Below are 25551 nucleotides of genomic sequence, written 5' to 3' on the forward strand. Positions count from 1 at the left end.
CGGGCAGGGGTTCGATTTGCGAGCAATTTCCGGTTTATTTCCGGCAATAGACTTCCACGGTCTTGGTCGTGTAGAAGGGTCCGATAAAGAAATGGATGACTAAGTCCAAGAATCCGGTGAACATCTTCACTTCCGGAAAGGAATTCGGACAAACGGCTTCTTCCGCGTTCGAGGCCATATAGATTCCCATCACGATGCTTCCCTGTCTGGTTCGCTTATCCGCTCCGGGAGCTTCCTTGGAAAGAGAATACGGAGTATCTCCCGATTTGTACACCACAGTCGTGGAATGGCAGCCTAGGAGGCATCCGAGTAAAAGAATCAGTACTAAAATTCGATTCATCTGTAGCATTCTATCTCCACGGTTTGGGGGGAATATATGGCGAGAGTAAGCTGTTCCCAGAGTCCGTCCCAGAAAGAAGTGTACTGGTGGACCGATTTAGGTCCGGAGGGGCAATATCTACCGGCATCGACTACGATATTGCCCGGATACAATCCGAAAAAGTAATACGTGTGAGGGATTTTGTAGGTTTCCCCTTTTTCTCCCTGGTTGGAGGCCTGAATGTCCAATGCTCTCTTGCATTCTTTGGAATTCGGATATGCCTTACACGCATCCGGCAATGCTTGGGGATAGCGAACCATCGCATGTCTACAGGAAGTCTGCAGAAGCAGAACCGAGAATAATATCCCGATAAAGGAAATCGATTTACCTACGCGCAATTTCTTCCTCCCAGACTACGGATGCGTAACCGGGTCCGTGTACGCCCGCAAAAATTCTATAATGCACCGTCGACTCCTGCTCGGTTCCGTGTTGTAGAACCAACGAGTATTCTCCCCGGTCCGGATTCTTGATTTCCAGTTTGCACGGAGTCTGCAAAGTGATCGCTTCCTTGCAGGTTATATTCTGATCGAATAATATTCCTTTCCGGACCAATTTAACGCCTAGGTCGGGCTGGTCGGAGAGAACTTCCACAAGCAGGGAGACTCGATCCGCTTGCTTGATCCTGAATCGATACTCCCATTGTCCGGCGAACAACGTTCCGTCCACATTCGCCTGGAAGGTCAGATTCTCCGCTTTAGAGATCCTTTCGAAACGTAGAGGCTCGTATCCGGAGTCTCTAACGCATCCGAAGAATGTTCCTAAGGCAAGGGAGCCGATCAATGGAATGAAGAGAGTCGCTATTTTCATTCGTTGGACTGTCTATACACCCTCACAGGCGTATTATTCTTACCCACGCTCACGTAGAGATAATTCACTCCGTTCACGGGCACCGAGATCGCGGAGAATATCTGCTGCACGTTGGAAGTATCCGTCAATCCGTTACCCGCGATCTGAGACCATGAATTGGAAGCCGATCCTGGATTGGTAACGTTCGTGCGATAGATTCGAATTCCTCCCGGATTATCGAATCCCACGTATAGATAGGATCCGTTTTTAGCGACCATAGTAATCGTTCGATTCGTAGAATCTCCGAAGTTGGTGATTCCGGTTCCGTCGTCTCCGACGACACTCCAATCTCCCGGGTCGCATTCGTTACCGTTACTCGTCAGAGTAGGATCGCATTTCCAAAGTTGGGCCCTTCTGTTCGTGTCAGTTCCGTCGGTACATCCCGCTACGGTTCCGGCGGAGGTTCTTAAGCCGTTTGCCTGAGTGCTTTGGACGCAGATCGTTCTGGTCACATAAAGTTTCTCGTTGAATTCCGCGAATTGAGCGAAAGCGCGATCGGCAGGGATCAAATCGTAGAATTTGGAGAGTTCCAGAGAGAACCAGTTATTCGTAGGACTATTATGCCATTTGGAATTCGATCTAGGTCCGATCTCCGTCCAATCGGAACAAGAGTCCTTGCCGCTACAAGCGGTCGTCGGATTGGAGGACTCGGAACGTATGATGGATCCATTATGCCCTATCGCATGTAAACCTCCGTTCGCCGCATAAAGCCGGTTCTTGAAGACGAAGGAAGAATCCACTCCGATATAATAGGCCCAGTTCGGGCTACTATTCGTATTATTACTACCGCTGGAAGGCCCGCCGAAGTAAGGCATGTAATCGATGCGGATCCTTCTACCGTTGGTATTATCCGTTGCGTCGCAATTGGAACCGGAAGTACAGTATCCTGTGGAACCTCCTCCACCTGAGTCGGAGGTATTAAAGGTGATATAACCGAAATCGGGTGCGTTCAAACCTCCACCACTGCTATTGCTCGGTTTTGCAAATCCCGGGAAGACGCGATTATTCATAACGCTGATGGACGACGTTCCCGCAGTTACTGTTCCAGTGATCGTTCCCATATCTATGTATTTATAGTTCAGGTTAGTGGAAGTATCGTTCGAGTAATAGATATAATCGAAGAGATAGTTTCCGGAACCGTCGGGGGTCGTTCTCGCCGCTGCGATAAATATATACGGACTTCCGTTTAGGGATCCTGTGGTAAAGATTCCTCTTCCGTTTTCGTTATCGGGTCCGCAACCGCTCGCCAAAGTCGCGTTGTTTTGGGTACAGCCCGAGTGGCCAAGAGTCACGTAAGGCGGAACTGCGATGCTATTCTCGCGAGTGATCGCGGTATTGGAACTGACATTGGTGGAATCGCTTGCCTGAGCTGTAGTATCCTTAGCGAAGGAGAATTGTACCGATTCCGGGCTCGATCCGTCATAAGCGAATCTAAGCGCTCCGTTTCCTGCATTATTAGGTCCAGTATAGATTTTACTATTGAAGTCCGCCAAATATCCGAATGTGGATCCGTTCGGATCGATGGAGATCGGACCGTCCTCGAATTTTGTCGGAGTAGTTCCGCAGCCTAAGAAGACTCCTCGGTCTCTAGGAGAAGATTGGACATTTTCGGAATCTCCAGAATCGCGGATGGATCCCCAGGAGGAATTATCGAAATTGTCCCCGTCCACGTTATTTGCAGCTATAATTGTATACTGAGCTCCAGTTTGCAGAATGCTATGGGTTACGCAAACTTTAGCCGAATCCGCGGACGCTCCTCCGCATATGGTTCCGTCCAGAATTTTAGCCGAGCTGACGTTTCCTAAGTCGGTAGTTCCCGTTAAGGAGTATCTTTTTGCACATTCTGCGGTACTGCTACATTCTGCGGATCCCGCCACATTGTTTCCGGATTTGATCGGTTTGGAGAAGTTTATAATGATCGTACTCGTGCTCGCGCAGGATGCGGAGCTAACCTTCAACTGTTCTTGTCCGACGAAGTCTCCGTAGTTTGCACATCCTAACGCGTTCGGAACGGCGGAAAGATCCTGGATCCCGGATTTATTCACGATCACAGTGTAGCCCGTACCGGAAGTTTGGGAAGAGGCCAAAGTAAGAGTATAAATCGCACCGCTTCCACTTACTGATGAAACCGCAATTTCGGACGGAGAAGAGAAGTTGCTGTTATCGGAACAGACTCCCGTTACGGAAGCTGTCTTAGCCAGCTTGTAATTTGCGGCTGTGGTAGCTCCCGAGGTCGCTACGGATTCGGAGAATGTAACTCTTACCGTAGTAGGGCTCAAGGATACTACACTGGACACTGTAGGAGGAGTAGTATCCAGATAGACTACGGTAAGTTGGGTATTACCGCTCACGGATCCGCTGGTAGCGGTGATCGTTACGGTTCCTGCGGATACTCCCGTGGCTCTTCCTTCCGTCCCGGAAGCGTTGCTGATCGTAGAGTAGCTCGTATTAGAAGAAGTCCAAGTAACGCTCGTAGTCAGATTCTGAGTGCTTCCGTCGGAATACGTGCCTGTAGCCGTATAATCCTTAGTTTGGGTGGTGTAAACCGTCGTATTGGTAGGTGCCACCGAAATCGACGCGAGTACCGCCGCGGTTACCGTGAAATTAGTAGAGTTGGAAACGGAACCTAAGGTGGCGGAAATCGTGCTCGTTCCCGTCGAGACCGCAGTGGCCAAACCTTGGTTGCCCGTCGCGTTACTGATCGTAGAAGACGCGGTATTTGAGGAAGCCCAGGTAACTTGGGCGGTGATATCCAAAGTAGTCGAATCCGAATATACTCCGTTTGCGGTAAATTGGGTGGTATAACCTTTCGCTAAGCTGGAATTCACCGGAGTGATCGAGATGCTTTCCAATACTGCCGCCGTTATCGTAACGGAAGTGTCCGTGCTAGTGATCGAATTGTAGGTAGCGGAAATTTGTGTGCTACCTTCTTGGAGAGCGGTTAGTTTACCGTTGGTTCCGGAGGCGTTACTGATCGTGGCCTTGGTTTGATCGAAGGAACTCCAAGTAACGGTAGTGGTAAGGTCCTGAGTGCTACTATCCGTATAATGTCCGGTTGCCGTAAAGTTTTGGGTTCTACCTTTAGCTATACTTAAGGTAGGAGAAGGTGCAATCGTGATACTGCTTAACGCCGCAGCGGTAATCGTCAAGGTGCTTGCAGGAGAGGTGACGCTACCTAGCTTAGCGGTGACATTCGTGGTTCCGGTCTGTAGAGTGGTTGCTACCCCGTTGGTTCCCGAAGCGTTACTGATCGTGGCCTTAGCGGTATCGGAAGAATACCAAGTCACCGAAGTCGTCAAGTCCTGAGTGGAACCGTCGGTATAAGTTCCGGTAGCCGTAAAATTCTTGGTTAATCCTTTAGCAACGCTCGGATTCGTGGGATCCACTTGGATAGAAACCAAAGTAGGAGAAGTTACCGTTAAGTCGGAATACCCACTTACGGAACCTAAGGTTGCAGTGATACGGGACGTACCTAAACTTCCGTTATTGGGAGAATTCAATTGCTTCTTAGGCGCTACGGTGAGATTTCCCAACTGAACGATCGAAGTCTGGGAACTCGTCCATACGACTTGGTCGCTGATATTTTGTGTGGTCGAATCCGAGAAAGTACCTCTGGCTTCCGCGAGAGTGGACGTTCCCTTAGCTATGGAAGAATTATCCAAATAAACCTCGATGGAATCCAGAACGGCGGCCGTAACCGTAAATGTGATCGAACCGGATATGGAACCCGAAGTGGCGGTAACGGTAGAAGTTCCTACAGATAGACCCGTAGCCTTTCCTTCGGTACCGGAGGAGTTACTTATTCCCGCGACCGACGTATCCGAGCTGGACCAGGAAGCGATCGAGGTCAAATTTGCCGTACTAGAGTCGGAATAGGTTCCGGTTGCGGTTAAGTTTTGGCTTCTTCCTTTTGCAATGCTCGGGTTGGAAGGAGTGATTGTAATGGATTGCAGGACTGCCGCAGTCACTGTCAGAGTCGACGCGGGAGAAGTCACTGAACCCAGAGTTGCGGTAATATTAGAAGTTCCTAATGCATTTCCGGTTGCCCTACCTTCCGTTCCGGAAGCGTTGCTGATCGTTGCCTTACTCGTATCCGAGGAAGTCCAGGTGACTGAGGTAGTAAGATTCTGAGTGGTCGCGTCGGTATAAGTCCCCGTAGCGGTGAAATCCTTGGTCAGCCCTTTGGCTACGCTCGGGTTCGTAGGAGTCATCGCGATGGAAACAAGTTTTGCAGCGGTTACCGTGATATCCACATAACCTGTGATTCCTCCCGTGCCTTCGGCGGTGATTCTTGCCGTGGTGATATTGCCGTTATTCGGAGAAAGTATCTCTCTTTTAGGCACTCCGTTCAAGGATCCAATTTGCAGAGTGGAGGAACTGGAAGTGGTCCAGTTGACGGAGGAACTGATATTTTGGGAAGTTCCGTCCGAATAAATCCCGGTCGCGAGAACGAGTGTGGAAGTTCCTCTGGCAATGGAAGTATCGTCCGCAGTCACTTGGATGGAATCCAAAACGGCGCTAGTTACTTTGAAGGAAACTGTCGCATTGATCCCTCCGATTCCAGCGGTAACGTTCGCGGTTCCTACATTGAGTCCTGTGGCTCTACCTTCCAGTCCGGTTCCGTTGTCTATAGTAACGGTACTTGTGTCGGCGCTGGACCAAGTCACCTGATCGGTAATCGTCTCGTTATGACCGTCGGAGAAAAGCCCGGTTGCGGTCAGGTTCAACGTCCTTCCTTTCGGAGTTTCCGGGGCGGAAGGACTGATGGAAATGCTTTCCAGAACGGCGTCGGTGACGGTGAGACCGGTGCTATCGCTGATGGATCCGGAAGTAGCGGTAATAGTAGTCGTTCCTTCCGCTTCTGTGGATAGAAATCCGTTGGTTCCGGAAGTGTTTCCGATTGTCGCAACGGAAGTATCGGAAGAACTCCAAGTTACGGAAGTCGTAATATTCTGAGTGGAGCTATCGGAATAAGTGCCAGTGGCGGTGTACTGTTGCGTCTTGCCTAAGGGTAAGGATAAATTCGTAGGAGTAACCGAGATGGAAACTAGAGTAGCCGAACTAACCGTAAGGTTTAAATCGGATGCGGACATTCCATGATACGATGCTTGTATCGTGGTGGTTCCCACATTTACCGCGGTTACCAATCCGTCTGAATCGATGGTAGCTACCGAGTTACTTCCCGTTTTCCAAACGACTCCTGGATCGCTCGTGAGGTCTTGGTTGGTGGAATCCGCAAAATTACCCGTGAGCGTGCATTGTCTAGTATTACCTTTCGGGAGATTGGTTCCTTGGTTCGTACAAGTGATGGTAAGACCGGAAAGAGGCGCGGACGTTACTCCCAAAGACATTTGAGCCGTCTTGCCTTGGTAGGAGATGCTTACGTCGGCCGAACCCACGTTTTTTCCCTTTGCATGTCCGTTCGAAGACATTTCTATAATATTCGAATCGCTGGAACTCCAACTTGCGTCCGCGGTGATATCCTTATTCGTATTATCGGAATAAACCGCAGTCGCAGAAAGCGACATGGTCGTAGTCTTAGCGAAGCTGGAATTGGGAGAGGAGATTTCTACACGATTCAATTCCGCAGGAGATCCGGAACCTGGGAGAAAGAAGAGACCGCCTCCTCCTTTTTTTCCGGCCGCCAATCCAACCGCTCCGGTGAGCGCAGGCCAAGCCACGCAGCCTTGAAAAAATAGGAAAAAAGCCGCAATAAGTGCGTAAAGTTTTTGGGTGGCGTTGATTCGTACTGGCATCTGCTTCTCTTTGTTACGTTTTAAAGCGTAACCGGTAAATATTCTATCGACCTAAACCAAGAGACGATATAATCCTACGGACTATTTCACGGAAAAATAAATATAAGGGATTACTTGAGTAAGTAAACGATTACTTCGGGCTACGAACGAGAGCCGAAGACCGGAAAGGAATGGAAGTTGTTCCAATTTTCTTTTTTTCATCCCTTGAGTGGGGGAATGGGAAACAAGAACGTTATGCGTTCTTGTTTGGAAAAATATTCCGAATGCAAAGATGGCAAATTGCCACAAATTAATGGAAAATAACGTGCTCTAACTTGTATGTGTACGCTTACACACTTCCGTTATTCGGGACGTATGTCTCTTAAAGATCGGGATTTTCTCCTCTGGAAACGTCCGGATTCGCTTACTCCAACTGGAGGATCCAGTCTTTATGAGAAAAATCGTCTTTCACCTTCATTAGGTCCCGGTTCGGATCGATGAGAATGCTGCTTTTCTTTCCGTTCAAGGAAACCCGAACTTCCGCATAAACCGCGATTTCGTCCCCGGTTTTCTTCTTTTCCTTATTTCCTAGAAAATGGGCGAACTGAAGGATCAGATCCGGCTGTGTACTCATCATCGTTTTTTGCAATTCGGTAAGATAATTCTCCGGTAGGACGAATTGAGTCTCTCCCGTCCTCAGATTAACCACTCGAAAGGATGCGATTCCGTTTTTTTGGATCAACATGATATGCCAGGCAAATCTGTATCCCTGTTCCGTCCAGAGATGGTTGCCCGGATAAAAAAAATGGCGTAAGGGAAAGAGAATATGAAATAGTACGTAAGCTCCCCAAAGCCAGAAGCCTAACCCGGGTCCGATTTTGGTCCGGAAATTTCCGATTCTATCTTCGAGTTTTCTCCCCCATTCATTCGGTTTTTCTAATATTTTTAGAATTCTTAGAAAAATCCCAGCCGTATCGAATCTAAGTTGTACGGGCAGCTTGGTCCAAGCGGAATGAATCAAGTTCCGAATTTCCCCGTAAGGAAAGATTCCCCTTTTTTTGAGAAAGCGTCTGGCATTGAGGGGCCAATTCGGCGAGAAGAATAGCAGTGCGGAAAAAGACATGACCCATGGAAAAATTCCGATCGGAAACAATCTCCACGTCATCGCATGGAATATGAGAACGAATCCGTAGGCCCAGGGTCTCAATTTGGACTTGAGAAGGCAGAAAGGAACCAGCAGATCGAAGACGATTCCTCCGTAACTGAATATATACCCTGCAATCGGATAGGAGAAGAAGCTTCCGATCAAAGGAAAATCGGTGCTCCTTACCAGCCATATCCTGAGAGGTTGCGCGTCTAGGATCCAATCCGGGACTAACTTCGCGATGCCTCCGAAAAAATACACGCATCCGATTTGAAATCTAAGAAGATACAGATTCCAATTCGGAACCCTAGGAATCGACCATCTTCCCTTCCGATAGGTCGCAAGAAAGTGAGCGACGGAAAAGCAGGAGTTCGCTTCCGTCCAGAGTAGGATCCATAGGAGTAAAGCGATCAGATAGTAATGGTTCAGATAAGTGGAAACGTCCAAGAGATTAAAATAAACGAATCCGATCAGATAAATTAGGACGCTGGTTCGAAACAACACTCCCAGGCAGATTCCTAATGCCGCTATGCAGAGTATTATAAAAATAGGATACAATATCCAGCCTGGAAAAACTGGAACCCAGGAGAATCCGAAATACTTGAAGTGAAATTCGGGCTCGAGAAAATACTTGGCGACCCAACCGTGGTAAAGATAACGCAGAACTAAAGCGAATAGTAGGATTCCGAATCCGAATCGAAAGGCGCCGAGAGACCACGCAGGGGAAGTTTTGTGGAGCCCGAATCGTAACCTATCGAGGAGATTAGGGGTGGAACCCATTCTTAACCGACCTTATTATGTATTGGATTGGATAAAACCGCTTCCTAATTCGGTCCAATTACCATTTAAGGTTTGTTTTCCGATTAGAGCAAGCATTCCGGGAAGTTCCTCGAAATTATCGGGCAGAATTTCGCTCGTACGAAACACATTGATATTTCCCGTATCTTCTTGTAGAGAAACTTCGATCGCTCCTTCCGATATCAATCTTCTTCCGCCTTCGTTTTGCAACTGGTATGGATGATTAAAAACATAAATTTCCCTATTCTGCGAAAGCGCATTCGAAGCGGATGATAAGGCTCCACTTTTGGAAGGCGCTTCCATTAAAAGAAGTGCGGAAGCGATTCCCGTTATGATCCTATTTCTTTTGGGAAAAGCGTATTTTCCGACTCTGAATCCGGGAGGATATTCCGTTACGATAGCGCAGTTCGGAGAATTCTTCAATTCGGAATATATATTACGATTTTCGAAAGGGTATTCTTTCTCGGGACCGGTTCCCATCACGCCTAGTACGGGTAGTCCTTTCTCAAGGCCTAGGCTCATGCAGGCCGCATCCACTCCTAATGCGAGCCCGGAGATTATTCCTTCCATTTGCAAGGAGGATAGGAAATCGGGTACTTGACCGCAATAGGCAAGAGTGACGGGAGAGACTTTTCTAGTTCCTACTACCGCTAAGAATTTTCGATTCAGTGCGGAAACGTCTCCGAAGCAGAATAAATTGGGAGGAGGGTCGTAAATTTCGCGCAATAGTTCCGGGTAGTTCGGATCGAAGTAACTCAGTACGCAGGCTCCGAGCCTCTTAAGATCTCCGATATAAGAGGAAGTTTCTATTCTTATCTTTTCCCGGATTTCTTTAGGGAGAAGGGATTCGACTGCTTTTACGGCTTCTTTTTCGTCAGAGGAGGATGATAGGATTCTTCCCTTGGCTAAAATCGAGAGCAGGGACGGAGAGCTTAGGGATAGAAAATCCATTTTTCACCTTCCTGTTCCTCGGAACTTGGGCGTTTTTACTTTTCCGAGGATTCCATTTTTTTCAAATTATTAATTACGTTTTTATAAGATTCGTTTTCGTTCAGGTCTTCCTTTATGAAGCCGTCGGTTTTTAATCCTTCTATGGTGGTTTTGAGACGAAGGTATTCCTCTTTGGCCAGATCGGTTTTACCGGAGCGATATAGGAAGTTCGCCTTGGCAAAAAGTACCGGAACGTTTCTGGGCTCCTTTTTCAGAACGGAATCCAAGAGTGAGAACGCCTTGTCCTGGTCCTGAAAACCGGCATGTAGACCTTCCCAGGAGGAATCGTTCATAGAAGAATCGAAATAGATGAGCGCCAATTGGTAAGGAAATCGGGAATCTCTGGGGTCCTGGCGGGTGAGGGATTGGAATATCTCCACTGCAGTTTGCCTTCTTTTAGGTTCCCAGCCTCTGTCTTTGGATGCGTTGGCGTAGGCCAAGCCTGTTTCGAAAAGAAGTTGTTGGTCCACGGGAGCGAGTAAAAGGGCCTTATCGAAATAAGGAAGAGCGGATTCGAAGAAGTGAACGTCGGCGCCGACCACTTCCGATTTTTTTCCGGATACCTCGGCCTGGATCGCATTATTATAATATTTGGCGGCCAGATCGTAATCGCCGATTTTCATATAACCTTGCGCGATCTTCCAGCTCAAAGCTCCCGCGGATCTGGTTTTTGCCGCCATTTCCCGGATCTTTTTTTCGAGTTCTACGATCTCGGACTCGTCCATATCCAGCCTACGTTTCCACGCCTCCAGATCCTCGACAGTCGGAGGTTTTGCGATTTTACTCGCAGAGGAGAATTTACTTAGGTTCTTGCAATCGGTTAAAATAAAAAGAAGAAGTGCGAGAAAGGTAAGAGGAGCTCTCATGACATTCCACCTGATTTTTCGTTTATATCTTACCGATACCATGTCGAGAAGCGACTAGAGTGGTCGACGGAAAATCCCTCCGAATGGAATTTTTTTCGGACGAATAAAAAGGCGGAAGAGAGGGGAGAATGAGCATTCTCCCCGAATCGGGATCAGGTATTGTCTTTGGAAATACCTGCGATGACCAGGGCGCCGCCCAAGAGTCCCAGATCTTTGAGAAGGGAAACGGTGGAAGGAATATCTCCGCTGGCCGCTCCTTTGAAATGTACGAGAACGATAAAGAGTCCTAAAAGAACCGCAAGTAAGGTTGTCGCCAATTTGGTTTTTTTGTTGATGAAGATGCTGATTGCCGCCGCTACAAGACCCGCTCCGGTCACATAGACCCAAAGGACAGGGAAGGGAATAAAGCTCGGAACTATCCCTGCATACATATCCGCTTTAAGAAAATGGAAAATTCCAAATATTAGGAACGGTGTGGCATAAACGTATTTGCCGATTGTTTTCATGATGAAACTCCTATGGATTTTCGGCTTTTCGAAGAAGGCTCCTCTCATTCGGTCGGGGTATCTCGGAAATTCTTTCGGACTTCCTCGGAGAAAAACTCCCGAATAAATACGAGTCGAACGAAGAATCTACTTTCGTAAAGCGACCGCTAATTAGTATGGATTCTCGAGGCCCTAGGCAAGGAGAAAATAGGTTGGATTCGGGAAAAAAAAAGATTCTTCCAAAAGGCTGGAGATATGCGGAAGAGGGAGATTCCATTCTATTGGAAGAATTGGAAAGAAAGATATTTTCGGATTCAGCTTGGAGTGAAAGATCCGTTCGAAGCCATTTGGGATCCCATCCTGCCTGGGTATCGGAAAATACCGGATACCTTCTTTTTTTGGAATTAGGCGATGCTTGTGAACTTCTAAGGATCGGAATCCTTCCCGAAAAAAGAAAGAAGGGAGAGGCGGAAAAAATTCTGAAATCTCTCTGCGATTCTTACTCCGAAGTTCTCTTAGAAGTTTCTAATACGAATTCTCCCGCGTTAGCTCTTTACCGAAAACTGGGATTCGTCGAGGTAGGTAGGAGAAAATCCTATTATTCTCCGGGAGAGGATGCTATCCTAATGAAAAGATCCGGTATCATATCAGCCTAGGATCTTGACCACTCGGACTTGCACAAGCTGTTCGTCTAAAAACAATAGATACAGAAAAACCCGAATTCTCGCTATAAATACGGGGGATTTTCGGAAGTCCCAGTAAGATCCCAAATCCACCCGGATTCCATTATTCTCCTTTCGAAAAGTATAATATGCGTTGGAATTGATGAAACCGGTCTTATTGAAGACGAGAATATCCGCTCCGGAAGGATCCGGATCCACGGGACCGACGGAAAATTCCCGCTTGTCCCATTCCATTTTATCCAAATAATCCAGAACCTGATCCTTGGACGATCGGATGGGAATCCGATCCAGAACGGAGTATCTTATACTATATGCGGTTTCCTTAATGGGTGAATCCCGGAAATATTGCAGTAAGAATAGGCCGATCAGAACGAATAGGGTCGCTAAGATCGCGATCCGAAACTCCGGACCGATTCTTAATTTTTTACCAGTAAGACTACGCAACTCGCACCCAACCCTTCCGTTCTTCCTAAGGCACCCATTTTTTCCGTCGTGGTCGCCTTGACCGAAACGCAATCTTCGGGCAGTCGGAGAAGGGAGGATAACGAGGATTGGATTTTCGTTCTATGAGGAGCGATCTTCGGTTTTTCTCCGATTAGAGTGCAATCAATATTCACCAGGGAGAATCCCTTCTCTTCGCTCAAAGACAATGTCTTTTCTAAGATCAATCTGGAGTCCATATTCTTTAAACTAGGATCCGTATCCGGAAAATGCTGTCCGATATCCCCGAGCCCCAATGCGCCCAGTATTGCGTCGGCTAACGCATGTATTATGATATCCGCGTCGGAATGTCCTACTAATGCGAGTTCCGATTCTATCCTTGCTCCTCCTAAAATCAGAGGGCGTTCGGGATTCGTTTCTAAGCGATGGAAGTCTAGTCCTTGTCCGATTCGATACATCAGATCTATTTATAGCTCACGTCCAACATTCTCTGGACGGCCATTCTTCCTTTTTCAATGATTTCGGGATCCAATTGGATTTCATATCTTTCGTGAAGGAGAGCGTCTCTTATTTTTTCCAAGGTAATCCGTTTCATATGAGGGCAGGTCCTACAGGAAGATACGAATTGCCTCTCCGGAAATTCGGACCGTAGATTGTCTCCCATGGAACATTCCGTTACGAGGAAAACGTCTTTTGCTCCGGAATCCCGGATAAATTTGGACATCTGAGAAGTGGATCCTGCGAAATCCGAAACGGCTACCACATCCGTATTGCATTCCGGGTGGGAAATCACGGTCACTCCGGGCCATTGTCTCCGGACGGAAAGAATGTCCTCCGCGGTATACATTTCATGCACCATGCATCTTCCGGGAAAGGAGACGATCTTTTTAGAGGTCTGGTTTTGAACGTTGCCTGCAAGATATTCGTCCGGTAAGAAGATGACAGTATCCGAATCCAAGGAATTTACGATCTGGACCGCATTGGCGGAAGTACAGCAAATATCCGTTTCGGCCTTCACTTCTGCGGTGCAGTTCACATAGGTGACCACGGGAACCCCGGGATACTGGGCCTTTAGCTTTTGAACGTCCGCCCGGGTGATACTTTCCGCAAGAGAGCATCCTGCTTTTAGATCGGCTATGAGTACCTTTTTTTCCGGAGACATGAGCTTGGCGGTTTCCGCCATAAAATGCACTCCGTTAAATAGAATTATGTCCGCATCGGTCTCCGAAGCTGCCTTGCTCAGGTAGAGAGAATCCCCTACGATATCGGAAACTCCGTGGAAAACGTCCGGAGTCATATAATTATGTCCTAAAAGAACAGCGTTTTTTTCCTTTTTGAGCCGGTTGATCTCTTGGATGAGCGGAAGCTTCTCCTCGATTTCATGCTCCATATAGGTGGATTCCAGGGATTTTCGGAGTTCCTCTACAGTCTTCATTGGGCCCCCTTCGGCCGGGTTCGGGGGTTTTCCCCCCTTTTCTATTTTGACTCGCTCGGGCGAGACGGATTCCATTTTTGAACCGAATTGTACGATCTTTGCGGGATTGGCGCTTTGCAAGTGTTTCTAGAAAGAGTTTGGCCGAAAAACTTTCCGAAAAACGGCTTCGTTTCGTCGCCTGATTCCCGTTTTTCGGGCGGGATCGTGGGAAGAAATTCCGATCCGGAATTCGTTTCCCTTCGTATCGTAAAATAAATTGACAGAAAATGAAATGCCGGGACCAATACGAAGTTATTCCTAAAATCATCCATAAAGGATTGGTATTAACCCAATGAAAAAAATCGCAGCTCTGCTTTTCGCGGGAGCCCTCGTATTCTCCGTCTCCAATTGCGGCGAGACCGTAGACGTGGAATACCCAGTTTTCCCTAAGTCCAAAGAAGGACGCCAACTTCAAAAATTCCTAGGTTCCATCCGTAACGTAGGTCTGGCAGTTGAGAAGCCTCAAAAAAGCCTCTGGGAAACCGTTTTCGGCGCAGGTTCCAGCTTCATCGATCAAATGCCTGCGAAAGTTTTCGAAGCATTCGATAAAGAAACTTACTACAAACTCATCGACTTGAGCAAAAGAGCGGATTCCTTAAACGAAGCTACTCTTACTCTGGCAGGTATCACTAAGAGCCGCGTAAAACTCGGAAACCAACTCGGTGCGGAAGCGATTCTTCACATCGGTTACCAAAAACCTTATACCGAATGCGGAAGCGAGATGATGGTAGATTACGGTGCGGCCGCTCTGAAAGTAGGGGGAGCTATCGCTTCCATGGCTACCGGTAAGAACATAGACGGCGGCGGCGGTGCTGTAAGCAAACAAACCGGTATCCGTTACATGCTGATTCCTCTCGACGCGACTCTGATCAAAGTTGAGACCGGAGAAGTTAAGAAGGCTGTCGTTTCCAACCCTGCAAAAGTAGACGCAGGAGTAGGTAACTTGGATTGCCCTTCCGTTCTGGACTCTTTTGGAAAAGCTTTGGACGAAGCGGCTCTTTACATCAAAGACAGACTTTCTCCTAAAGTTAAAACCGAGAAAATCGACGTTTTCACTAAAGACGAAGATCCCGAAGTAGCCGAGCTTTTGGGCGAAGGTTACCAAGAAATCACTGGTGAAACTCCTAGCTTCAAAAAAGCGAAAGAATACTGGGAAAAAGCCGACAAGAAAGCCGGTGGAAAATCTTGGGGAGCGAAAGCAAACCTCGGAACTTATTACTTCCAATCCGGAGATTTCGAAAAAGCGATCAAATTCTATGAGACCGCTATGGGAATTACCGGTGCAGACAAGAAATACGTGAGAGAATTGCGTAAACGCGTAGAAGCGGCTGCAGCCGTTGACGACACTGAAAAGTAATCCTTTCGGACGACTTTTCGGATTTCGGAAGAAGAGCGGGCGGATAACGTCCGCTTTTCTTTTATTTCTTTGCTTATTCCTTTCGGAATGCAAAAGAACCAAACCGAATCTGGAAGAATGTTCCGATGCACAAATCCATATCTCCAAGCTCATCGCGAACGATGAAACCATGGATAAGCAGACTCAGGCTCTGATGCTTCGTAGCGTCTTAAAGCCGGAGACTAGCGAGGCAATCATCCGTTCCTGCGTGGAGAACAAGACTCTACTCCAGGTACAATGCGAGTTATCCAAGGAGAAATTCTCCGAATTATTCGAATGTAAGAAATTCGGTAAACCGGAAGAGCCGTCTACGGATGCCTCTCTTCCCGGTGAGGAAAGTCGGACCCTACCGTAATTCGCTAAAGTCTTCGTTAGGAGCCCTTTCTTTGGGCTTCGATTTCCGAATTGTAGAAACCGTTCCCGTCTAAACTCTTGTAGTTAAGACTCCGATGGCTAAACTCAAGCTCGTTCAACTTCCCGTTCCACCTCCTAGTGCATTTGCCGCTACGGGCAATGTTCCCTTAGCAGCCGGATGCTTGGCGGTTTCCGCACGTATAAACGGTTTGGAGAAGAAGGGACTGGATCTGGAAGTTCTAGATCCGGAGATCACGGATAAGGAAGGGGATACGCTCCTTGCGGATAGAATCGCAAAGGAAGAGCCTGAATTCGTGGGGTTCTCTCTTTATCTATGGAATACGGAAAGAAGTCTGCATCTGGCCAGAGAGGTCAAGGCGAGATCCCCGAAGACAAAGATTCTCGTAGGCGGTCCGGAGGTGAATCCGGACAACCCTTTCGTTCTTTCCGAGCAGGGATACGATATCGCGGTTTCCGGAGAAGCGGAGCATACTTTTGCGGAACTGATCCGCACTCTTCTGGACGGAGAGGATCCCCGCAAACTTCCTAATATAGCGCTTCGGGATAAGAACGGTAAAATGAGCTCTTTCTCTCCGGAGGAAGACGCTAATTTTCCCCTAACGAGTTATCCTTCTCCCTATTTGGAAGGTTTTGTGCCTGTGGATCCCGCGAGATCCACTTATTTGGAAACCGTTCGGGGTTGTAGATCCCAATGCACGTATTGTTTTTATCCTAAGAGCAGCAACGTATTAAGAACTCTGGATATACCGGAAACGGTAAAACTACTTTCCAGTTTAAAGGATCGCGGCGCCAAGGAGTTGGTGTTTTTGGATCCGACTTTCAATCATAGACCCGGCTTCGAGGATTTTCTGGACTCGATCATTCGAGTCAATGAAGATCGAAGCATGACCATGTTCGGAGAATTGAGATCCGAAGGAATCACGGAAAAGATCGCGGACAAATTGGCTTTGGCGGGTTTCAATCGCATAGAACTCGGAATGCAGTCCATCAATAAGGAAACTCTAAAACGGGTAAAACGGTTCGGCAGTCCGGAAAAGGTCGCCGAGGCCGCAAGAATGCTCGCGGATCGAGGTATAGAGTTGCTTTTGGATCTGATCATAGGTCTACCCGGAGACTCTCCGGAGGACGTGATGGAGGGGATCGAATTTTTTTACGGTCACGGATTGGGAGAATGGGTGCAGGTATTTCCGCTTTCCATTCTTCCCGGAACCGCGATGAGAAAGGACGCGGAAAACGAAGGACTTATTTATCTTCCCAAACCTCCTTATAGGGTGATTCGCACTCCTAACTTTTCTCCCGAGGATCTGAGTTCTACACTATTTCGTTCCGAGGAAAGACTAGATAGGAGATTGGACGAGACTCCTAGAAGTCTACTCGTGGATCCGGATCCGACAAATGCGGACGTATTCTCCTTTTCTCCGGGAAAGGACGAAAAATTCGGTCTTACGGATTTTTCCCTTCCGGGTTCTAGGCACGTGTCCGTCTGGTGGAGATCGGAATCATTAGAAAATTCTAAACAAGAATTCTTTTCCAAGCTGAGGTCCCGTTTCGAAAGGGATCCTTTTGCGGTTACGGATTTGGTATTGTATCCGGATCGTCCCTTTAGTCCCGATTTGATCGACGATATCTTGGACGAATTCGCAAGGGTCCCCGCATCTTATCTCTCCAGGACTCTGGCACACAGAGGGGAGAATATGCTGCATCGCATCGTTCTCGTTTTGCCGCTCGGAAAGACCTTCCCATTGGAATGGGTGGAAGAAATCCGGGAATATGTTCCGGTATTCCAAGAAATGAAATGGGAAGAGGCGGCCAAAAAAGCCGAAGAATTGGGAGGCGATTTTTCTAACGCGAGAATCGTGGAGAATACTAGAAACGAATCCGCCTGGAAGCGTCTAAAAGAATATGCCGATCCTGAAACCGTTGCTTTCGCCGATAGGGCCTTGGAAAAGAGCTGGTGTTGGGAGGTTCTCGGTTATTCCGAAAAATGATTGCCGACTTCTAATTTCCCCCTTTTAAATTTTCTAGGACCGGAGAGGAGAGATTCGTATGAAGAAATTATTCGAAACGAACGATTATATCCATGCCTCTCTCGTAGAATCCAAATTGATCGACGAAGACATCTCTTATATCAAGACCGGAGACGAGCAGCATGTACTTCGCGGAACCCTTCCGCCCAACGACACACTGATCACGATTCTTGTGGACGAGGAGGATTACGACCTCGCCTCTCGTCTTGTAGACCTGGAGAAAGAATACTAGATGCATATCGTTTACGCGTTGATTGCCGCTTTCGGCAACGCACTCTTTACGTTTGGGCAAAAGAAATCCGAAACTTCCAATAATCCGTTTTTATTTTTACTCAGTTATACGGTTTTGTGCGCCGTCCTTCTACTATTCTCCGCGTTGTTTTTCGAGAAGGAAGGTGCAAGGGAATATATCCAAAGAAATCTGTTTCAAATATTCTTAAGCGGGGTGGGACTTTATATCACGTTCCTAGGTTTCTATTTTCTTTTTACCAGATTCGGGGCCTCTTATTATATTCTATATGCGGTATTCTCCATTCTCACCACTTCCATTTTCGTAGGGATCTATTTGTTCGGAGAAAAGTTCAATCTCTACCATTTGTTTTCCGTAGTCTCCGCCGTACTTGCGATTCTACTCTTCCATTTGGGACAAACTACGGGAAAATAACTTTCTCATTTAGAATTCTTTCTTTTTGACGATTTTATACAATTTTTCCGGATCCTCCACGAATATACTCGCATGAGTTTTGGAGAATGAATCCGTGCAAAATCAACGTATGAAAGTATTCCATTTCCCTCATCGGGCCATCAGAAACGCACTAGCGGAATTGGTTTTAGAATCCGGGAGAATCGAATCCTCGGTTTCCGAAGAATGGAAGGAACTAAAAGGAAAAGCCTTGGAGATATTCCGAATCCTGGAGGCTCACGCAAGAGACGAGGAGAAATTCACTCTTAGGCATCTGGAGGACCGACTTTCGGGGAGTACCGAACAAGATAGAAGGGAACATGTCGATTTGGAGAATCGTTTGGATGCCTTGGCTAAAATTCTGCAAAGAGAAAATGCGGGCGTTTCGGATACCGCGGAATTTTACGATTCTCTTATCGATTTTCAGAGTCGCTATTTCTCTCATATGAGAAGAGAGGAAACGGAAACCCAGGAGCTGATTTGGAAACAGTTTACGGATTCCGAGTTGGAAGCGCATCATTTGGAGATCATGAAGGCCTTGGAGCCGGAGGAGATGAAACTTTGGTCCAAGTATCTTCTTCCTACTCTTCCTCCGAAGCAGAGAGCTGCCTTCGAAGAAAGAGCCCGTTCGGTTTCCGTGTAGGAACTTCAATTTGGGACTTGCTTTTTTACTTCTCTGCCTTATGTTTTAAAACATGAAAGCGGAGAAGACCGAAGTCTTGCGAGAGTTTAGGATTCTGCCCGGGGTGGGAAAATCCATCGCGGAGGACCTTTGGAATCTAGGTCTCAGGAGTAAGGCGGAGCTCGCCTCGAAAGATCCGGAAATTCTCTACGAAGATCTTTGCAGGCAACAAGGCGTTCGGGTGGATCGTTGTATGCTCTATGTATTCCGTTGTGCGGTATACATTGCCGGTTCGGAAGATCCGGATCCCGAAAAAAGGAAATGGTGGAATTGGAAAGATTCCGTCCTAAGTAGATAAGATCGAGCTTCGTATGAAAGTTTACTGGAATACTAGGGAAAATCCAGAACCATATACGGTTCTTCCTTCTAGGAGTTGCGTATTCGGAGTCCAGGTAAGCGGAAGGATCCGTTGGCAGAAAGAAGAGGAAGTCCAAGTCTTGGAAAAGGCGGGACTTACCGGAATTTTGACCGAGCATCGCAAGTTTACTTCCACCGGAAATACTCGTAGTCTACTGATAATCGCTTCTCCTTATTCTCTCTCTTCCAAGTTGGATTTTTCCCTTTCGGAAATCAAGAATCGCAGTATCGGTCTTTCGGACTTATTCCCTGCCAGCAAGGTTCTTTCCCTCTTATCGGATTGCGAAGAAGAGGCAGATTCCGAAGGAGACGGTCTCGCAGCTTGGACGCGTTTTTGGAATTCTTTACCCGAAAGAAAAAAGACGGACCGTTATATACCCGAAGCCGAAAGAAGAATACAAGAAGCGAAGGGGGATGTATCCATTCGACAACTTGTTTCCGATTTGGGGATCAGCCAGAGTAAATTGGAAAGGGACTTTAAGGAAAGAATCGGACTTTCCCCGAAGGAATATGCAAGTCTTGTTCGATTCGGAGAAATCTTCGAGCATTCTAAAGAATCGGAGAACTTAACGGACCTTGCCTATCGCTCCGGGTATTACGACCAGGCTCACTTCATTCGGGAATTCAGAAAATTCTCGGGAGTTTCTCCCAAGGAATGGTTCCGGAAGAAAAACGGAATTTGATTCTACTTTCTAGAAAAGAATTCTCTTTTAACCGCGGGGTGTTTGCGGATCAGGTCCAAGGATTTTGCGATCAGAATTTTCGCTTGGGGAGAATGGTTCCAAACGTTCAGACCGGAAGGATGGGGGAGAGGAATCCAATCCAGTTCCACTCCATAATAGTTTTTCTTAAACTTTCTACCGATCACATCGTCCAGTTTGTATTTCTTATCTTCCGACAACTGATCGATCGCCAATTTTCCGATCGGGATCACGAGCTCCGGACGATTGAACTCTACTTCGAAACGAAGATAACGGGAACAATTTTCCACTTCGGTAGGATCCGGTTTTCTGTCCCCACTCTTTGCCTTACCCGGAAAGCATCTGCAAACCGCGGACATATTCACTACGGAACGGTAGACTTCTTCTTCTATTCCTATGGAAGAAAACCATTTGAATAGAGTCTTACCTGCGGTATAGGCGAATGGCCTCCCGTACCTTTCCTCGTGGATTCCGGGAGCCTGTCCAATACTCATGATCTTGGACCCTGGCAGGGAGCCGTGTACAGGATTTCCCTGCATTTTAGGACAGAGTCTGCAATGAACGAGAGTATCGAGATGTCTTTCGAATTCTAAGGATCGTTTCATCCGAAAGGAATCAGGGAGAGAGAAGCTTCCAAGCTTCCGCGGAATTACTTCCTACGCGGATCAGACTCTTGAGTTTGGTGAGTTCTAAAATCTTATTTACCTGAGAAGAAGGGGAAAATACCGCGATGCCTCCTTTACCGCTTTTGACTAGGCGGGAGTGAGTCGCCATAAAGACACCCAATCCGGAAGAATCGATGTACTTTACGTTTTCCATATTCACCAAAAGATAAATGAAACCCCGGTCTAAGAGATGAAAGAACCTTTCTTTCATGATTTGCGCAGAGTATAGGTTGATTTCTCCCGATATTTTAAGAACAACGGCGTCCTTTGGAAGTCCCGACGGGGTATTTGCTTGGTCCAGATATACGCCCAATTCAGGGGCGTCGTGATCGAATTCCTTACTGTCCAAGTTCCAGGGAGTGTCTGCCATAATTTCCAAATTGCCCGAAGGAGAAAGATCCCAAACGGGACCGAATGCGAAGACTATCAAATATCTTTCGGTTTTAGCAAGAATTTTTATCCGTTTTTTATCCCTCACTTATCGGGAGGTTCACGCAGTCGGTCCGACTCAGTATGAGAATGTGTTCCGAATTTGCATATCTCTTAAGGGTCCTCTTTCACTCCTTCTGAAATCCGGAAGCGATAGATCTCCGGAGAGAACCCGAACTTTTCGACGTATTCTTTTTGTAATTCGGAGAATATTTTCTCGGATCGGTGCTCCCGGTCCAAAACCAAAACACAACCTCCGAATCCGCCTCCGATCATTCTCGCTCCCAAGACGTTTCTTTTGAAAAGTCCATCTACGATAAAATCGGATTCTTCACAAGATACTTCGAAGTTTTCGGAAAGGGACTTATGGCAGGCGTAAAGTTCCTTGCCCAAACCGATCGCGTCTTTTTGAGCTAAGCAGCGAATAACGTTTTGAACCCTGGCTTTTTCTCCGAGTATATGCAACGCCCTTTTCCTTTCGTTTAGGTTCAGATCTACTTTCTCCAATAGATTCGGATCCGCGTTATAGACGTTTTTCAATCCGGGAGAGACCGATCGGAACTTATTCCGGACGGATTCCACTTCCTTTCTTCTTTCGTTATATTCGCTTTCCTTCAGATTGTGCTTCACTTTGGAATCTATTAGATAGAACTCGAAACCGGGAAGATCCAGGGTATGGTATTCATATTCTAAGGTCTCCGTGTTCAGGGAAATACAGGAATCCGGTTTGGCTACCGAGATAACGAACTGGTCCATGATTCCGCAATTGACTCCAACGAATCGGTTCTCCGCAGCCTGACCGAGCAGTGCGATCTCCTCTCTAGAAAGATCCCATCCAAAGATCCGGGAGAGAGCAAATCCTACGACGACCTCTACTGCGGCCGAAGAGGAAAGCCCCGCTCCCTGGGGAATATTTCCCGTAAAGGCTAGATCGAATCCGTGAACTGGCAGCCCTTTCTTCTTAGCTTCCGAAGCGACTCCTAGAATATAATTTGCCCAAGGATTCTTCGAATCGTATTCGATGGATTTCGTGGAAAGGCTTGCTTGAAAATCCAAGGAATGAATCCGAAAGGTCTCCGTATCATTCTTACGGACGGCCAGGTATACTCGGAAGTCTATGGCCGCAGGAAAAACGGTCCCGCCCGCGTAATCCACATGTTCCCCTATAATATTGATTCTACCCGGCGCCGAAAAGAATCGTATAGGAGTCGTTTTAGTAGAATTCGGAAAATTTCGATCCAATGAGGAGATCAGATTCTCTCGTAGAGAAGGAGTCATTTGGAAGAAAAAAAACGAATCATCCAAACTTACAAGGGATTTTGACGAATTGTAATATCAATCTAGGATCGTTTTTCCTTGCCATTCCGGGCAATAAGCGTAGTTTGTCTCGGATGTTCCGAAATGGGGAGTACCGATGGCTTTTTCCTTGGACCTAAGCGACCGATTTGCTTCGGAGTTTATCGATCCTAAAGTAAAAGAGGATCTATTCCGGGAATCGGGACTCGCTTTAGAAAATCTTCTTTCGGGAAAATCTCCCGGATCCGAATTCTTAGGTTGGATTCGCCTTCCTCAGAGTAAAAAGGGATCCGAGCTGGATCGCATTATTTCCGTCGCGGAGAAGCTTCGCTCCTTCTCCGAAACGGTCGTGGTCATCGGAATCGGCGGCTCGTATCTAGGTTCCAGAGCCGTCATAGAAGCCTCGCAATCTTATTTCTTTTCTCCTAAGCTTGGCCAACCCGAAATTTTATATGCCGGACATCAATTGGATTCCAGATATCATTCCGAATTGGTAAAATATTTGGAGAATCGCGAATTTTCCGTAATCGTAATCTCCAAGTCCGGAACCACGACGGAACCCGCTCTCGCCTTCCGTTTGATCTGGGATTCGGTCCGTAGGAAATACGGAGCCGGAGCCAAGGATAGAGTGGTTGCTATCACAGACGAATCCAAAGGCGCTCTCCGAAAAATGTCGGAAGAATTGGGATTCGAAACCTTCGTAATTCCGGACGATATCGGAGGCAGATACTCCGTTCTCACTCCCGTGGGTCTATTTCCGATCGCCGCGGCAGGATTAGATATATTAAGATTTTGGAATGGATTCGAGGAAGCCGCGGACGCCTTGACCGGAGAGCTTAAACCCGATCTCAATCCTGCTTGTAGATACGCTGCGTACCGCAACGCATTCTACCGATCCGGAAAAAAACTGGAAGTGATCGCGAATTACGATCCGTCCATGCATACTTTCTCCGAGTGGTGGAAGCAGCTTTACGGGGAGAGTGAAGGAAAACAAGGGCTCGGAATATTTCCCGCATCGGTCGATCTGACCACCGATTTACATTCGATGGGGCAGTATCTGCAAGAAGGGGAGAGAAGTATTTTCGAAACGGTTCTCTATCCGGAGCGGCAAAAGGCGGATTTGCAAATTCCTTCCGATCCGGTGGATCTGGACGGGTTGAATTTTCTTTCCGGCAAATCGATGGGAGAAGTGAATAGGCAGGCGATCCTAGGAACATTATTGGCGCATTCCGCCGGAAAAGTACCTTGCCTGGAGATCCGATTTCCGGACACCGATATCGGGAGCATAGGCCAATTGATGTATTTCTTCCAATTGGCTTGCGGGATTTCCGGAAATATATTGAGGGTGAATCCTTTTGATCAACCCGGGGTGGAGGCGTATAAGAAGAATATGTTCGCGCTCCTAGGTAAACCAGGATTCGAAGGATTGCGCAAAACACTCAAGGATAAGGGAATTTAGACTTAGTATTTTGTCCCTTAATCGGCAAAAATCGCAAAGAAATTTCCTACCGGATTTTTAAACCCGCTTCGAAAAGCTTGACATAGTATTCTTTGGGTTTCGGATAAGGCTGTATGGCTCTGAGAGGGAAAGCAACTAGGATCGTCGCCGCATCCTTAGCATTATTCACTCTTGCTTTTTTCCTCCATTCCGGACCATCCTCCAGTCCTTATCCCGGGAAGAAACCCTTATCAACACAAACAATCGTAGGGTTCGAGACCGAATACGACGAGCAGAGCGATTTAGCCGAGGGATCCGAAATATCGGAACTCGTTTTCGGCGATCTATACTCTTCTAAAATCGATAAACCCGGTCTCTCACAATTAAATCCTTCCCGTCAGGATAGGTTTCAATTCCAACACATAAAATTACTTTCTAAGCATCTCCTAAATATTCCTCCTCCATCTCTCTCCTAAGCCCTTCGGGTTTCGGCACTAGCGGATCTCCCGCGAATTTCCTTCTTATTCCGTTTCTCGATTATAGAACCGGATTCGTAGAAAACGAACATACGTAAACCAATTCAAGCAAAGTAGGAACAGTTATCTTTTCCCATCCAATATAGCACCGTATTAGACCGTTCCCGGGCGAAAGACCTAAGGTTTCTCGCTCGGGATCGGTTTCTTTTTCGATTTTAGCCTCTTAAAAAAAAGGCGACAGAGAGTCGTGACCCGGATACTTTTCGGAGAGTTTAGGTTACTCCGAGCGGATGGAATTGGAATTTACGAAATGGAACCGCCTGATACGGGCGATGGAGCTCGGCAAGCGGATCGTCTTGCACGGTTTCGTTCTTTCCGGCTATTATTCCTCCAATCTAGAAAATTACCTTCGTTTCTGTCTGGAATTCTATAAGAGGACGGACATACTCCCGCCCACCGCTTCGTTATTACAAAGCCTCTTGCAAAAGGCCTATTCGGAAAATTGTAGGAATTCCTACTTTCGGGAAAGAGGCTGGAATCCCACCGAGCAGGAATCCTTGGCGGAGAGAGATGCGGAATTCTTCTCATCTTGGAATTTCTCAGAACCGTTTGCGGTTCGCTCCCGACTGAAGGAAGAAGGTTTCTTTCTCAGAACCACGATTTATCATAATAATACCGGCGTGGCTTTAGAAGTCGCTAATCGAGCCGAAATCACCTCCGAAGCGGAAGAAGAACTGACCGAATATCTTTCCCGCGCGAAAAACTACGAAAACGTATCGGAATATTACGAAGATTATCCTTTCGACGAAGAAGGAAAAGAGATAGGGATCGCTCTCGCTTTTTTGCAATTCAAAGAACTAGGTCTGAATCCGAGTCTTTTACGATACGATACCGCAGACGGGGAACATATCTTTCGGGTAGAAGTTCCTTTCGGAACTGGATATAAATCCATACGGGAAAAGATAGCCGACGACGAAGAAGTTCGGCCTTTTCCTTTTCCGGGAGAGAGAGAAAAGGAAGGAGAAACCCTGACTCCTTGGAAAATCTCGGTTTGCAAGCTTTGCGGGCGCACCGTGGACGATCGTATTTTCTTTGCCACCGTTCCGGAGGATGTCAGCTTAAAATTCGCCGATCTCCCCGTAAAGAACGGAGTATGCGCCTGGTGTCTTTCCAGTTATATTTAAAT

The 25551-nt window shown here is 47.1% G+C and carries 26 protein-coding genes; 11 read left to right on the plus strand and 15 right to left on the minus strand.

Translation table 11 applies throughout. From position 1 onward, the window contains the following. Positions 1-34: 34 nt before the first annotated feature. The 8 genes from LEP1GSC061_RS18125 to LEP1GSC061_RS18165 all read right to left on the minus strand — a co-directional run bounded on the left by LEP1GSC061_RS18125 (position 35) and on the right by LEP1GSC061_RS18165 (position 11264). Positions 35-340, minus strand: a complete 306-nt coding sequence (locus tag LEP1GSC061_RS18125) for an LIC_10461 domain-containing protein (RefSeq protein ID WP_232218510.1) — start codon at positions 338-340, stop codon at positions 35-37. Next, complete coding sequence (locus tag LEP1GSC061_RS18130; protein ID WP_016546935.1) at positions 337-717, minus strand: Bor/Iss family lipoprotein; 381 nt, start codon at positions 715-717, stop codon at positions 337-339. The genes LEP1GSC061_RS18125 and LEP1GSC061_RS18130 overlap by 4 nt, the downstream gene beginning before the upstream one ends. Further along, positions 704-1186, minus strand: a complete 483-nt coding sequence (locus LEP1GSC061_RS18135; protein WP_016547448.1) for an LIC_10463 family lipoprotein — start codon at positions 1184-1186, stop codon at positions 704-706. The genes LEP1GSC061_RS18130 and LEP1GSC061_RS18135 overlap by 14 nt, the downstream gene beginning before the upstream one ends. Then, on the minus strand, positions 1183-6981 hold the full coding sequence (locus tag LEP1GSC061_RS18140) for a beta strand repeat-containing protein (RefSeq protein WP_016547263.1): 5799 nt from the start codon (positions 6979-6981) through the stop codon (positions 1183-1185). Before LEP1GSC061_RS18140 ends, LEP1GSC061_RS18135 begins: the two co-directional genes overlap by 4 nt. Positions 6982-7384: 403 nt before the next feature. Continuing rightward, positions 7385-8884, minus strand: coding sequence for an HTTM domain-containing protein (locus LEP1GSC061_RS18150; RefSeq protein WP_016547191.1), 1500 nt, complete (start codon positions 8882-8884; stop codon positions 7385-7387). A 15-nt stretch (positions 8885-8899) separates the two neighbouring features. Beyond that, on the minus strand, positions 8900-9853 hold the full coding sequence (locus LEP1GSC061_RS18155) for a DNA-processing protein DprA (RefSeq protein WP_016547104.1): 954 nt from the start codon (positions 9851-9853) through the stop codon (positions 8900-8902). Between the two features lie 35 nt (positions 9854-9888). Next, a complete protein-coding gene (locus tag LEP1GSC061_RS18160; protein ID WP_016547157.1) occupies positions 9889-10758 on the minus strand; it encodes a tetratricopeptide repeat protein in 870 nt (289 codons plus the stop codon). 152 nt (positions 10759-10910) lie between these two features. Then, positions 10911-11264, minus strand: a complete 354-nt coding sequence (locus tag LEP1GSC061_RS18165) for a DoxX family protein (RefSeq protein WP_040509972.1) — start codon at positions 11262-11264, stop codon at positions 10911-10913. 191 nt (positions 11265-11455) lie between these two features. Here LEP1GSC061_RS18165 and LEP1GSC061_RS18170 point away from each other — a divergent pair, with 191 nt between their 5' ends. Further along, positions 11456-11899 carry a GNAT family N-acetyltransferase gene (locus tag LEP1GSC061_RS18170; RefSeq protein ID WP_016547295.1) on the plus strand — a complete coding sequence of 148 codons (444 nt, stop codon included), beginning with the start codon at positions 11456-11458 and terminating at the stop codon, positions 11897-11899. Here LEP1GSC061_RS18170 and LEP1GSC061_RS18175 read toward each other — a convergent pair. From LEP1GSC061_RS18175 to nadA, 3 genes are read right to left on the minus strand one after another with little or no spacing between them, the layout of a single operon-like run. Next, a complete protein-coding gene (locus LEP1GSC061_RS18175) occupies positions 11891-12370 on the minus strand; it encodes a hypothetical protein (RefSeq protein ID WP_016547252.1) in 480 nt (159 codons plus the stop codon). The genes LEP1GSC061_RS18170 and LEP1GSC061_RS18175 overlap by 9 nt on opposite strands. Then, entirely contained in the window at positions 12343-12825 is a 483-nt protein-coding gene (ispF, locus tag LEP1GSC061_RS18180) for a 2-C-methyl-D-erythritol 2,4-cyclodiphosphate synthase (RefSeq protein ID WP_016547367.1), read from the minus strand. Before ispF ends, LEP1GSC061_RS18175 begins: the two co-directional genes overlap by 28 nt. A 5-nt stretch (positions 12826-12830) precedes the next feature. Continuing rightward, positions 12831-13802 carry a quinolinate synthase NadA gene (nadA, locus tag LEP1GSC061_RS18185; protein ID WP_040510101.1) on the minus strand — a complete coding sequence of 324 codons (972 nt, stop codon included), beginning with the start codon at positions 13800-13802 and terminating at the stop codon, positions 12831-12833. 331 nt (positions 13803-14133) lie between these two features. Between nadA and LEP1GSC061_RS18190 the strand changes: the two genes are divergently transcribed. From LEP1GSC061_RS18190 to LEP1GSC061_RS18225, 8 genes are all read left to right on the plus strand, one after another. Then, positions 14134-15198 (plus strand): lipoprotein LipL41, encoded by a 1065-nt coding sequence (locus LEP1GSC061_RS18190; protein WP_016547097.1) that lies wholly within the window; start codon positions 14134-14136, stop codon positions 15196-15198. After that, positions 15179-15592 carry a LipL41-expression chaperone Lep gene (lep, locus tag LEP1GSC061_RS18195; protein ID WP_016547040.1) on the plus strand — a complete coding sequence of 138 codons (414 nt, stop codon included), beginning with the start codon at positions 15179-15181 and terminating at the stop codon, positions 15590-15592. The genes LEP1GSC061_RS18190 and lep overlap by 20 nt, the downstream gene beginning before the upstream one ends. 94 nt (positions 15593-15686) lie before the next feature. Next, a complete protein-coding gene (locus tag LEP1GSC061_RS18200) occupies positions 15687-17600 on the plus strand; it encodes a B12-binding domain-containing radical SAM protein (protein WP_016547130.1) in 1914 nt (637 codons plus the stop codon). Between the two features lie 58 nt (positions 17601-17658). Beyond that, the gene (locus LEP1GSC061_RS18205; protein WP_016546957.1) at positions 17659-17871 is read left to right on the plus strand and encodes a putative signal transducing protein; all 213 of its coding nucleotides are present in this window, start codon (positions 17659-17661) and stop codon (positions 17869-17871) included. Next, a complete protein-coding gene (locus tag LEP1GSC061_RS18210) occupies positions 17872-18303 on the plus strand; it encodes an EamA family transporter (RefSeq protein WP_016547413.1) in 432 nt (143 codons plus the stop codon). A gap of 94 nt (positions 18304-18397) precedes the next feature. Further along, complete coding sequence (locus tag LEP1GSC061_RS18215) at positions 18398-18964, plus strand: hemerythrin domain-containing protein (RefSeq protein WP_016547092.1); 567 nt, start codon at positions 18398-18400, stop codon at positions 18962-18964. 52 nt (positions 18965-19016) lie between these two features. Then, positions 19017-19301, plus strand: coding sequence for a helix-hairpin-helix domain-containing protein (locus tag LEP1GSC061_RS18220; RefSeq protein WP_016547389.1), 285 nt, complete (start codon positions 19017-19019; stop codon positions 19299-19301). Positions 19302-19314: 13 nt separating this feature from the next. Then, complete coding sequence (locus LEP1GSC061_RS18225) at positions 19315-20043, plus strand: helix-turn-helix domain-containing protein (protein WP_016547276.1); 729 nt, start codon at positions 19315-19317, stop codon at positions 20041-20043. 2 nt (positions 20044-20045) lie between these two features. Here LEP1GSC061_RS18225 and LEP1GSC061_RS18230 read toward each other — a convergent pair whose 3' ends face one another. From LEP1GSC061_RS18230 to galK, 3 genes are all read right to left on the minus strand, one after another. Beyond that, positions 20046-20666 carry a uracil-DNA glycosylase family protein gene (locus LEP1GSC061_RS18230; RefSeq protein WP_016547390.1) on the minus strand — a complete coding sequence of 207 codons (621 nt, stop codon included), beginning with the start codon at positions 20664-20666 and terminating at the stop codon, positions 20046-20048. Between the two features lie 10 nt (positions 20667-20676). Next, the gene (locus tag LEP1GSC061_RS18235) at positions 20677-21096 is read right to left on the minus strand and encodes an STAS domain-containing protein (protein ID WP_040510102.1); all 420 of its coding nucleotides are present in this window, start codon (positions 21094-21096) and stop codon (positions 20677-20679) included. Positions 21097-21269: 173 nt separating this feature from the next. After that, positions 21270-22433, minus strand: coding sequence for a galactokinase (gene galK, locus LEP1GSC061_RS18240; protein WP_040509975.1), 1164 nt, complete (start codon positions 22431-22433; stop codon positions 21270-21272). A gap of 136 nt (positions 22434-22569) precedes the next feature. On the opposite strand from galK, the gene LEP1GSC061_RS18245 reads away from it, so the two are divergent. Beyond that, positions 22570-23910, plus strand: coding sequence for a glucose-6-phosphate isomerase (locus LEP1GSC061_RS18245; protein ID WP_016547453.1), 1341 nt, complete (start codon positions 22570-22572; stop codon positions 23908-23910). A 46-nt stretch (positions 23911-23956) separates the two neighbouring features. Here LEP1GSC061_RS18245 and LEP1GSC061_RS22030 read toward each other — a convergent pair whose 3' ends face one another. Continuing rightward, positions 23957-24079, minus strand: coding sequence for a hypothetical protein (locus LEP1GSC061_RS22030; RefSeq protein WP_269571882.1), 123 nt, complete (start codon positions 24077-24079; stop codon positions 23957-23959). Positions 24080-24655: 576 nt separating this feature from the next. Here LEP1GSC061_RS22030 and LEP1GSC061_RS18255 point away from each other — a divergent pair. Continuing rightward, entirely contained in the window at positions 24656-25549 is an 894-nt protein-coding gene (locus tag LEP1GSC061_RS18255; RefSeq protein WP_016547075.1) for a hypothetical protein, read from the plus strand. The last annotated feature ends 2 nt before the right edge of the window (positions 25550-25551 follow it).

This window comes from Leptospira wolffii serovar Khorat str. Khorat-H2 (assembly GCF_000306115.2).
Lineage (GTDB): Bacteria > Spirochaetota > Leptospiria > Leptospirales > Leptospiraceae > Leptospira_B > Leptospira_B wolffii.

What these genes read in the sequence shown, in the direction of transcription:
- LEP1GSC061_RS18125 (WP_232218510.1), bottom strand. Translation starts at nt 340, where the DNA reads ATGAATCGAATTTTAGTACTGATTCTTTTACTCGGATGCCTCCTAGGC.
- LEP1GSC061_RS18135 (WP_016547448.1), bottom strand. Translation starts at nt 1,186, where the DNA reads ATGAAAATAGCGACTCTCTTCATTCCATTGATCGGCTCCCTTGCCTTA.
- LEP1GSC061_RS18140 (WP_016547263.1), bottom strand. Translation starts at nt 6,981, where the DNA reads ATGCCAGTACGAATCAACGCCACCCAAAAACTTTACGCACTTATTGCG.
- LEP1GSC061_RS18150 (WP_016547191.1), bottom strand. Translation starts at nt 8,884, where the DNA reads ATGGGTTCCACCCCTAATCTCCTCGATAGGTTACGATTCGGGCTCCAC.
- LEP1GSC061_RS18155 (WP_016547104.1), bottom strand. Translation starts at nt 9,853, where the DNA reads ATGGATTTTCTATCCCTAAGCTCTCCGTCCCTGCTCTCGATTTTAGCC.
- LEP1GSC061_RS18160 (WP_016547157.1), bottom strand. Translation starts at nt 10,758, where the DNA reads ATGAGAGCTCCTCTTACCTTTCTCGCACTTCTTCTTTTTATTTTAACC.
- LEP1GSC061_RS18165 (WP_040509972.1), bottom strand. Translation starts at nt 11,264, where the DNA reads ATGAAAACAATCGGCAAATACGTTTATGCCACACCGTTCCTAATATTT.
- ispF (WP_016547367.1), bottom strand. Translation starts at nt 12,825, where the DNA reads ATGTATCGAATCGGACAAGGACTAGACTTCCATCGCTTAGAAACGAAT.
- nadA (WP_040510101.1), bottom strand. Translation starts at nt 13,802, where the DNA reads ATGAAGACTGTAGAGGAACTCCGAAAATCCCTGGAATCCACCTATATG.
- LEP1GSC061_RS18190 (WP_016547097.1), top strand. Translation starts at nt 14,134, where the DNA reads ATGAAAAAAATCGCAGCTCTGCTTTTCGCGGGAGCCCTCGTATTCTCC.
- LEP1GSC061_RS18200 (WP_016547130.1), top strand. Translation starts at nt 15,687, where the DNA reads ATGGCTAAACTCAAGCTCGTTCAACTTCCCGTTCCACCTCCTAGTGCA.
- LEP1GSC061_RS18205 (WP_016546957.1), top strand. Translation starts at nt 17,659, where the DNA reads ATGAAGAAATTATTCGAAACGAACGATTATATCCATGCCTCTCTCGTA.
- LEP1GSC061_RS18210 (WP_016547413.1), top strand. Translation starts at nt 17,872, where the DNA reads ATGCATATCGTTTACGCGTTGATTGCCGCTTTCGGCAACGCACTCTTT.
- LEP1GSC061_RS18220 (WP_016547389.1), top strand. Translation starts at nt 19,017, where the DNA reads ATGAAAGCGGAGAAGACCGAAGTCTTGCGAGAGTTTAGGATTCTGCCC.
- LEP1GSC061_RS18225 (WP_016547276.1), top strand. Translation starts at nt 19,315, where the DNA reads ATGAAAGTTTACTGGAATACTAGGGAAAATCCAGAACCATATACGGTT.
- LEP1GSC061_RS18230 (WP_016547390.1), bottom strand. Translation starts at nt 20,666, where the DNA reads ATGAAACGATCCTTAGAATTCGAAAGACATCTCGATACTCTCGTTCAT.
- LEP1GSC061_RS18235 (WP_040510102.1), bottom strand. Translation starts at nt 21,096, where the DNA reads ATGGCAGACACTCCCTGGAACTTGGACAGTAAGGAATTCGATCACGAC.
- galK (WP_040509975.1), bottom strand. Translation starts at nt 22,433, where the DNA reads ATGACTCCTTCTCTACGAGAGAATCTGATCTCCTCATTGGATCGAAAT.
- LEP1GSC061_RS18245 (WP_016547453.1), top strand. Translation starts at nt 22,570, where the DNA reads ATGGCTTTTTCCTTGGACCTAAGCGACCGATTTGCTTCGGAGTTTATC.
- LEP1GSC061_RS18255 (WP_016547075.1), top strand. Translation starts at nt 24,656, where the DNA reads ATGGAATTGGAATTTACGAAATGGAACCGCCTGATACGGGCGATGGAG.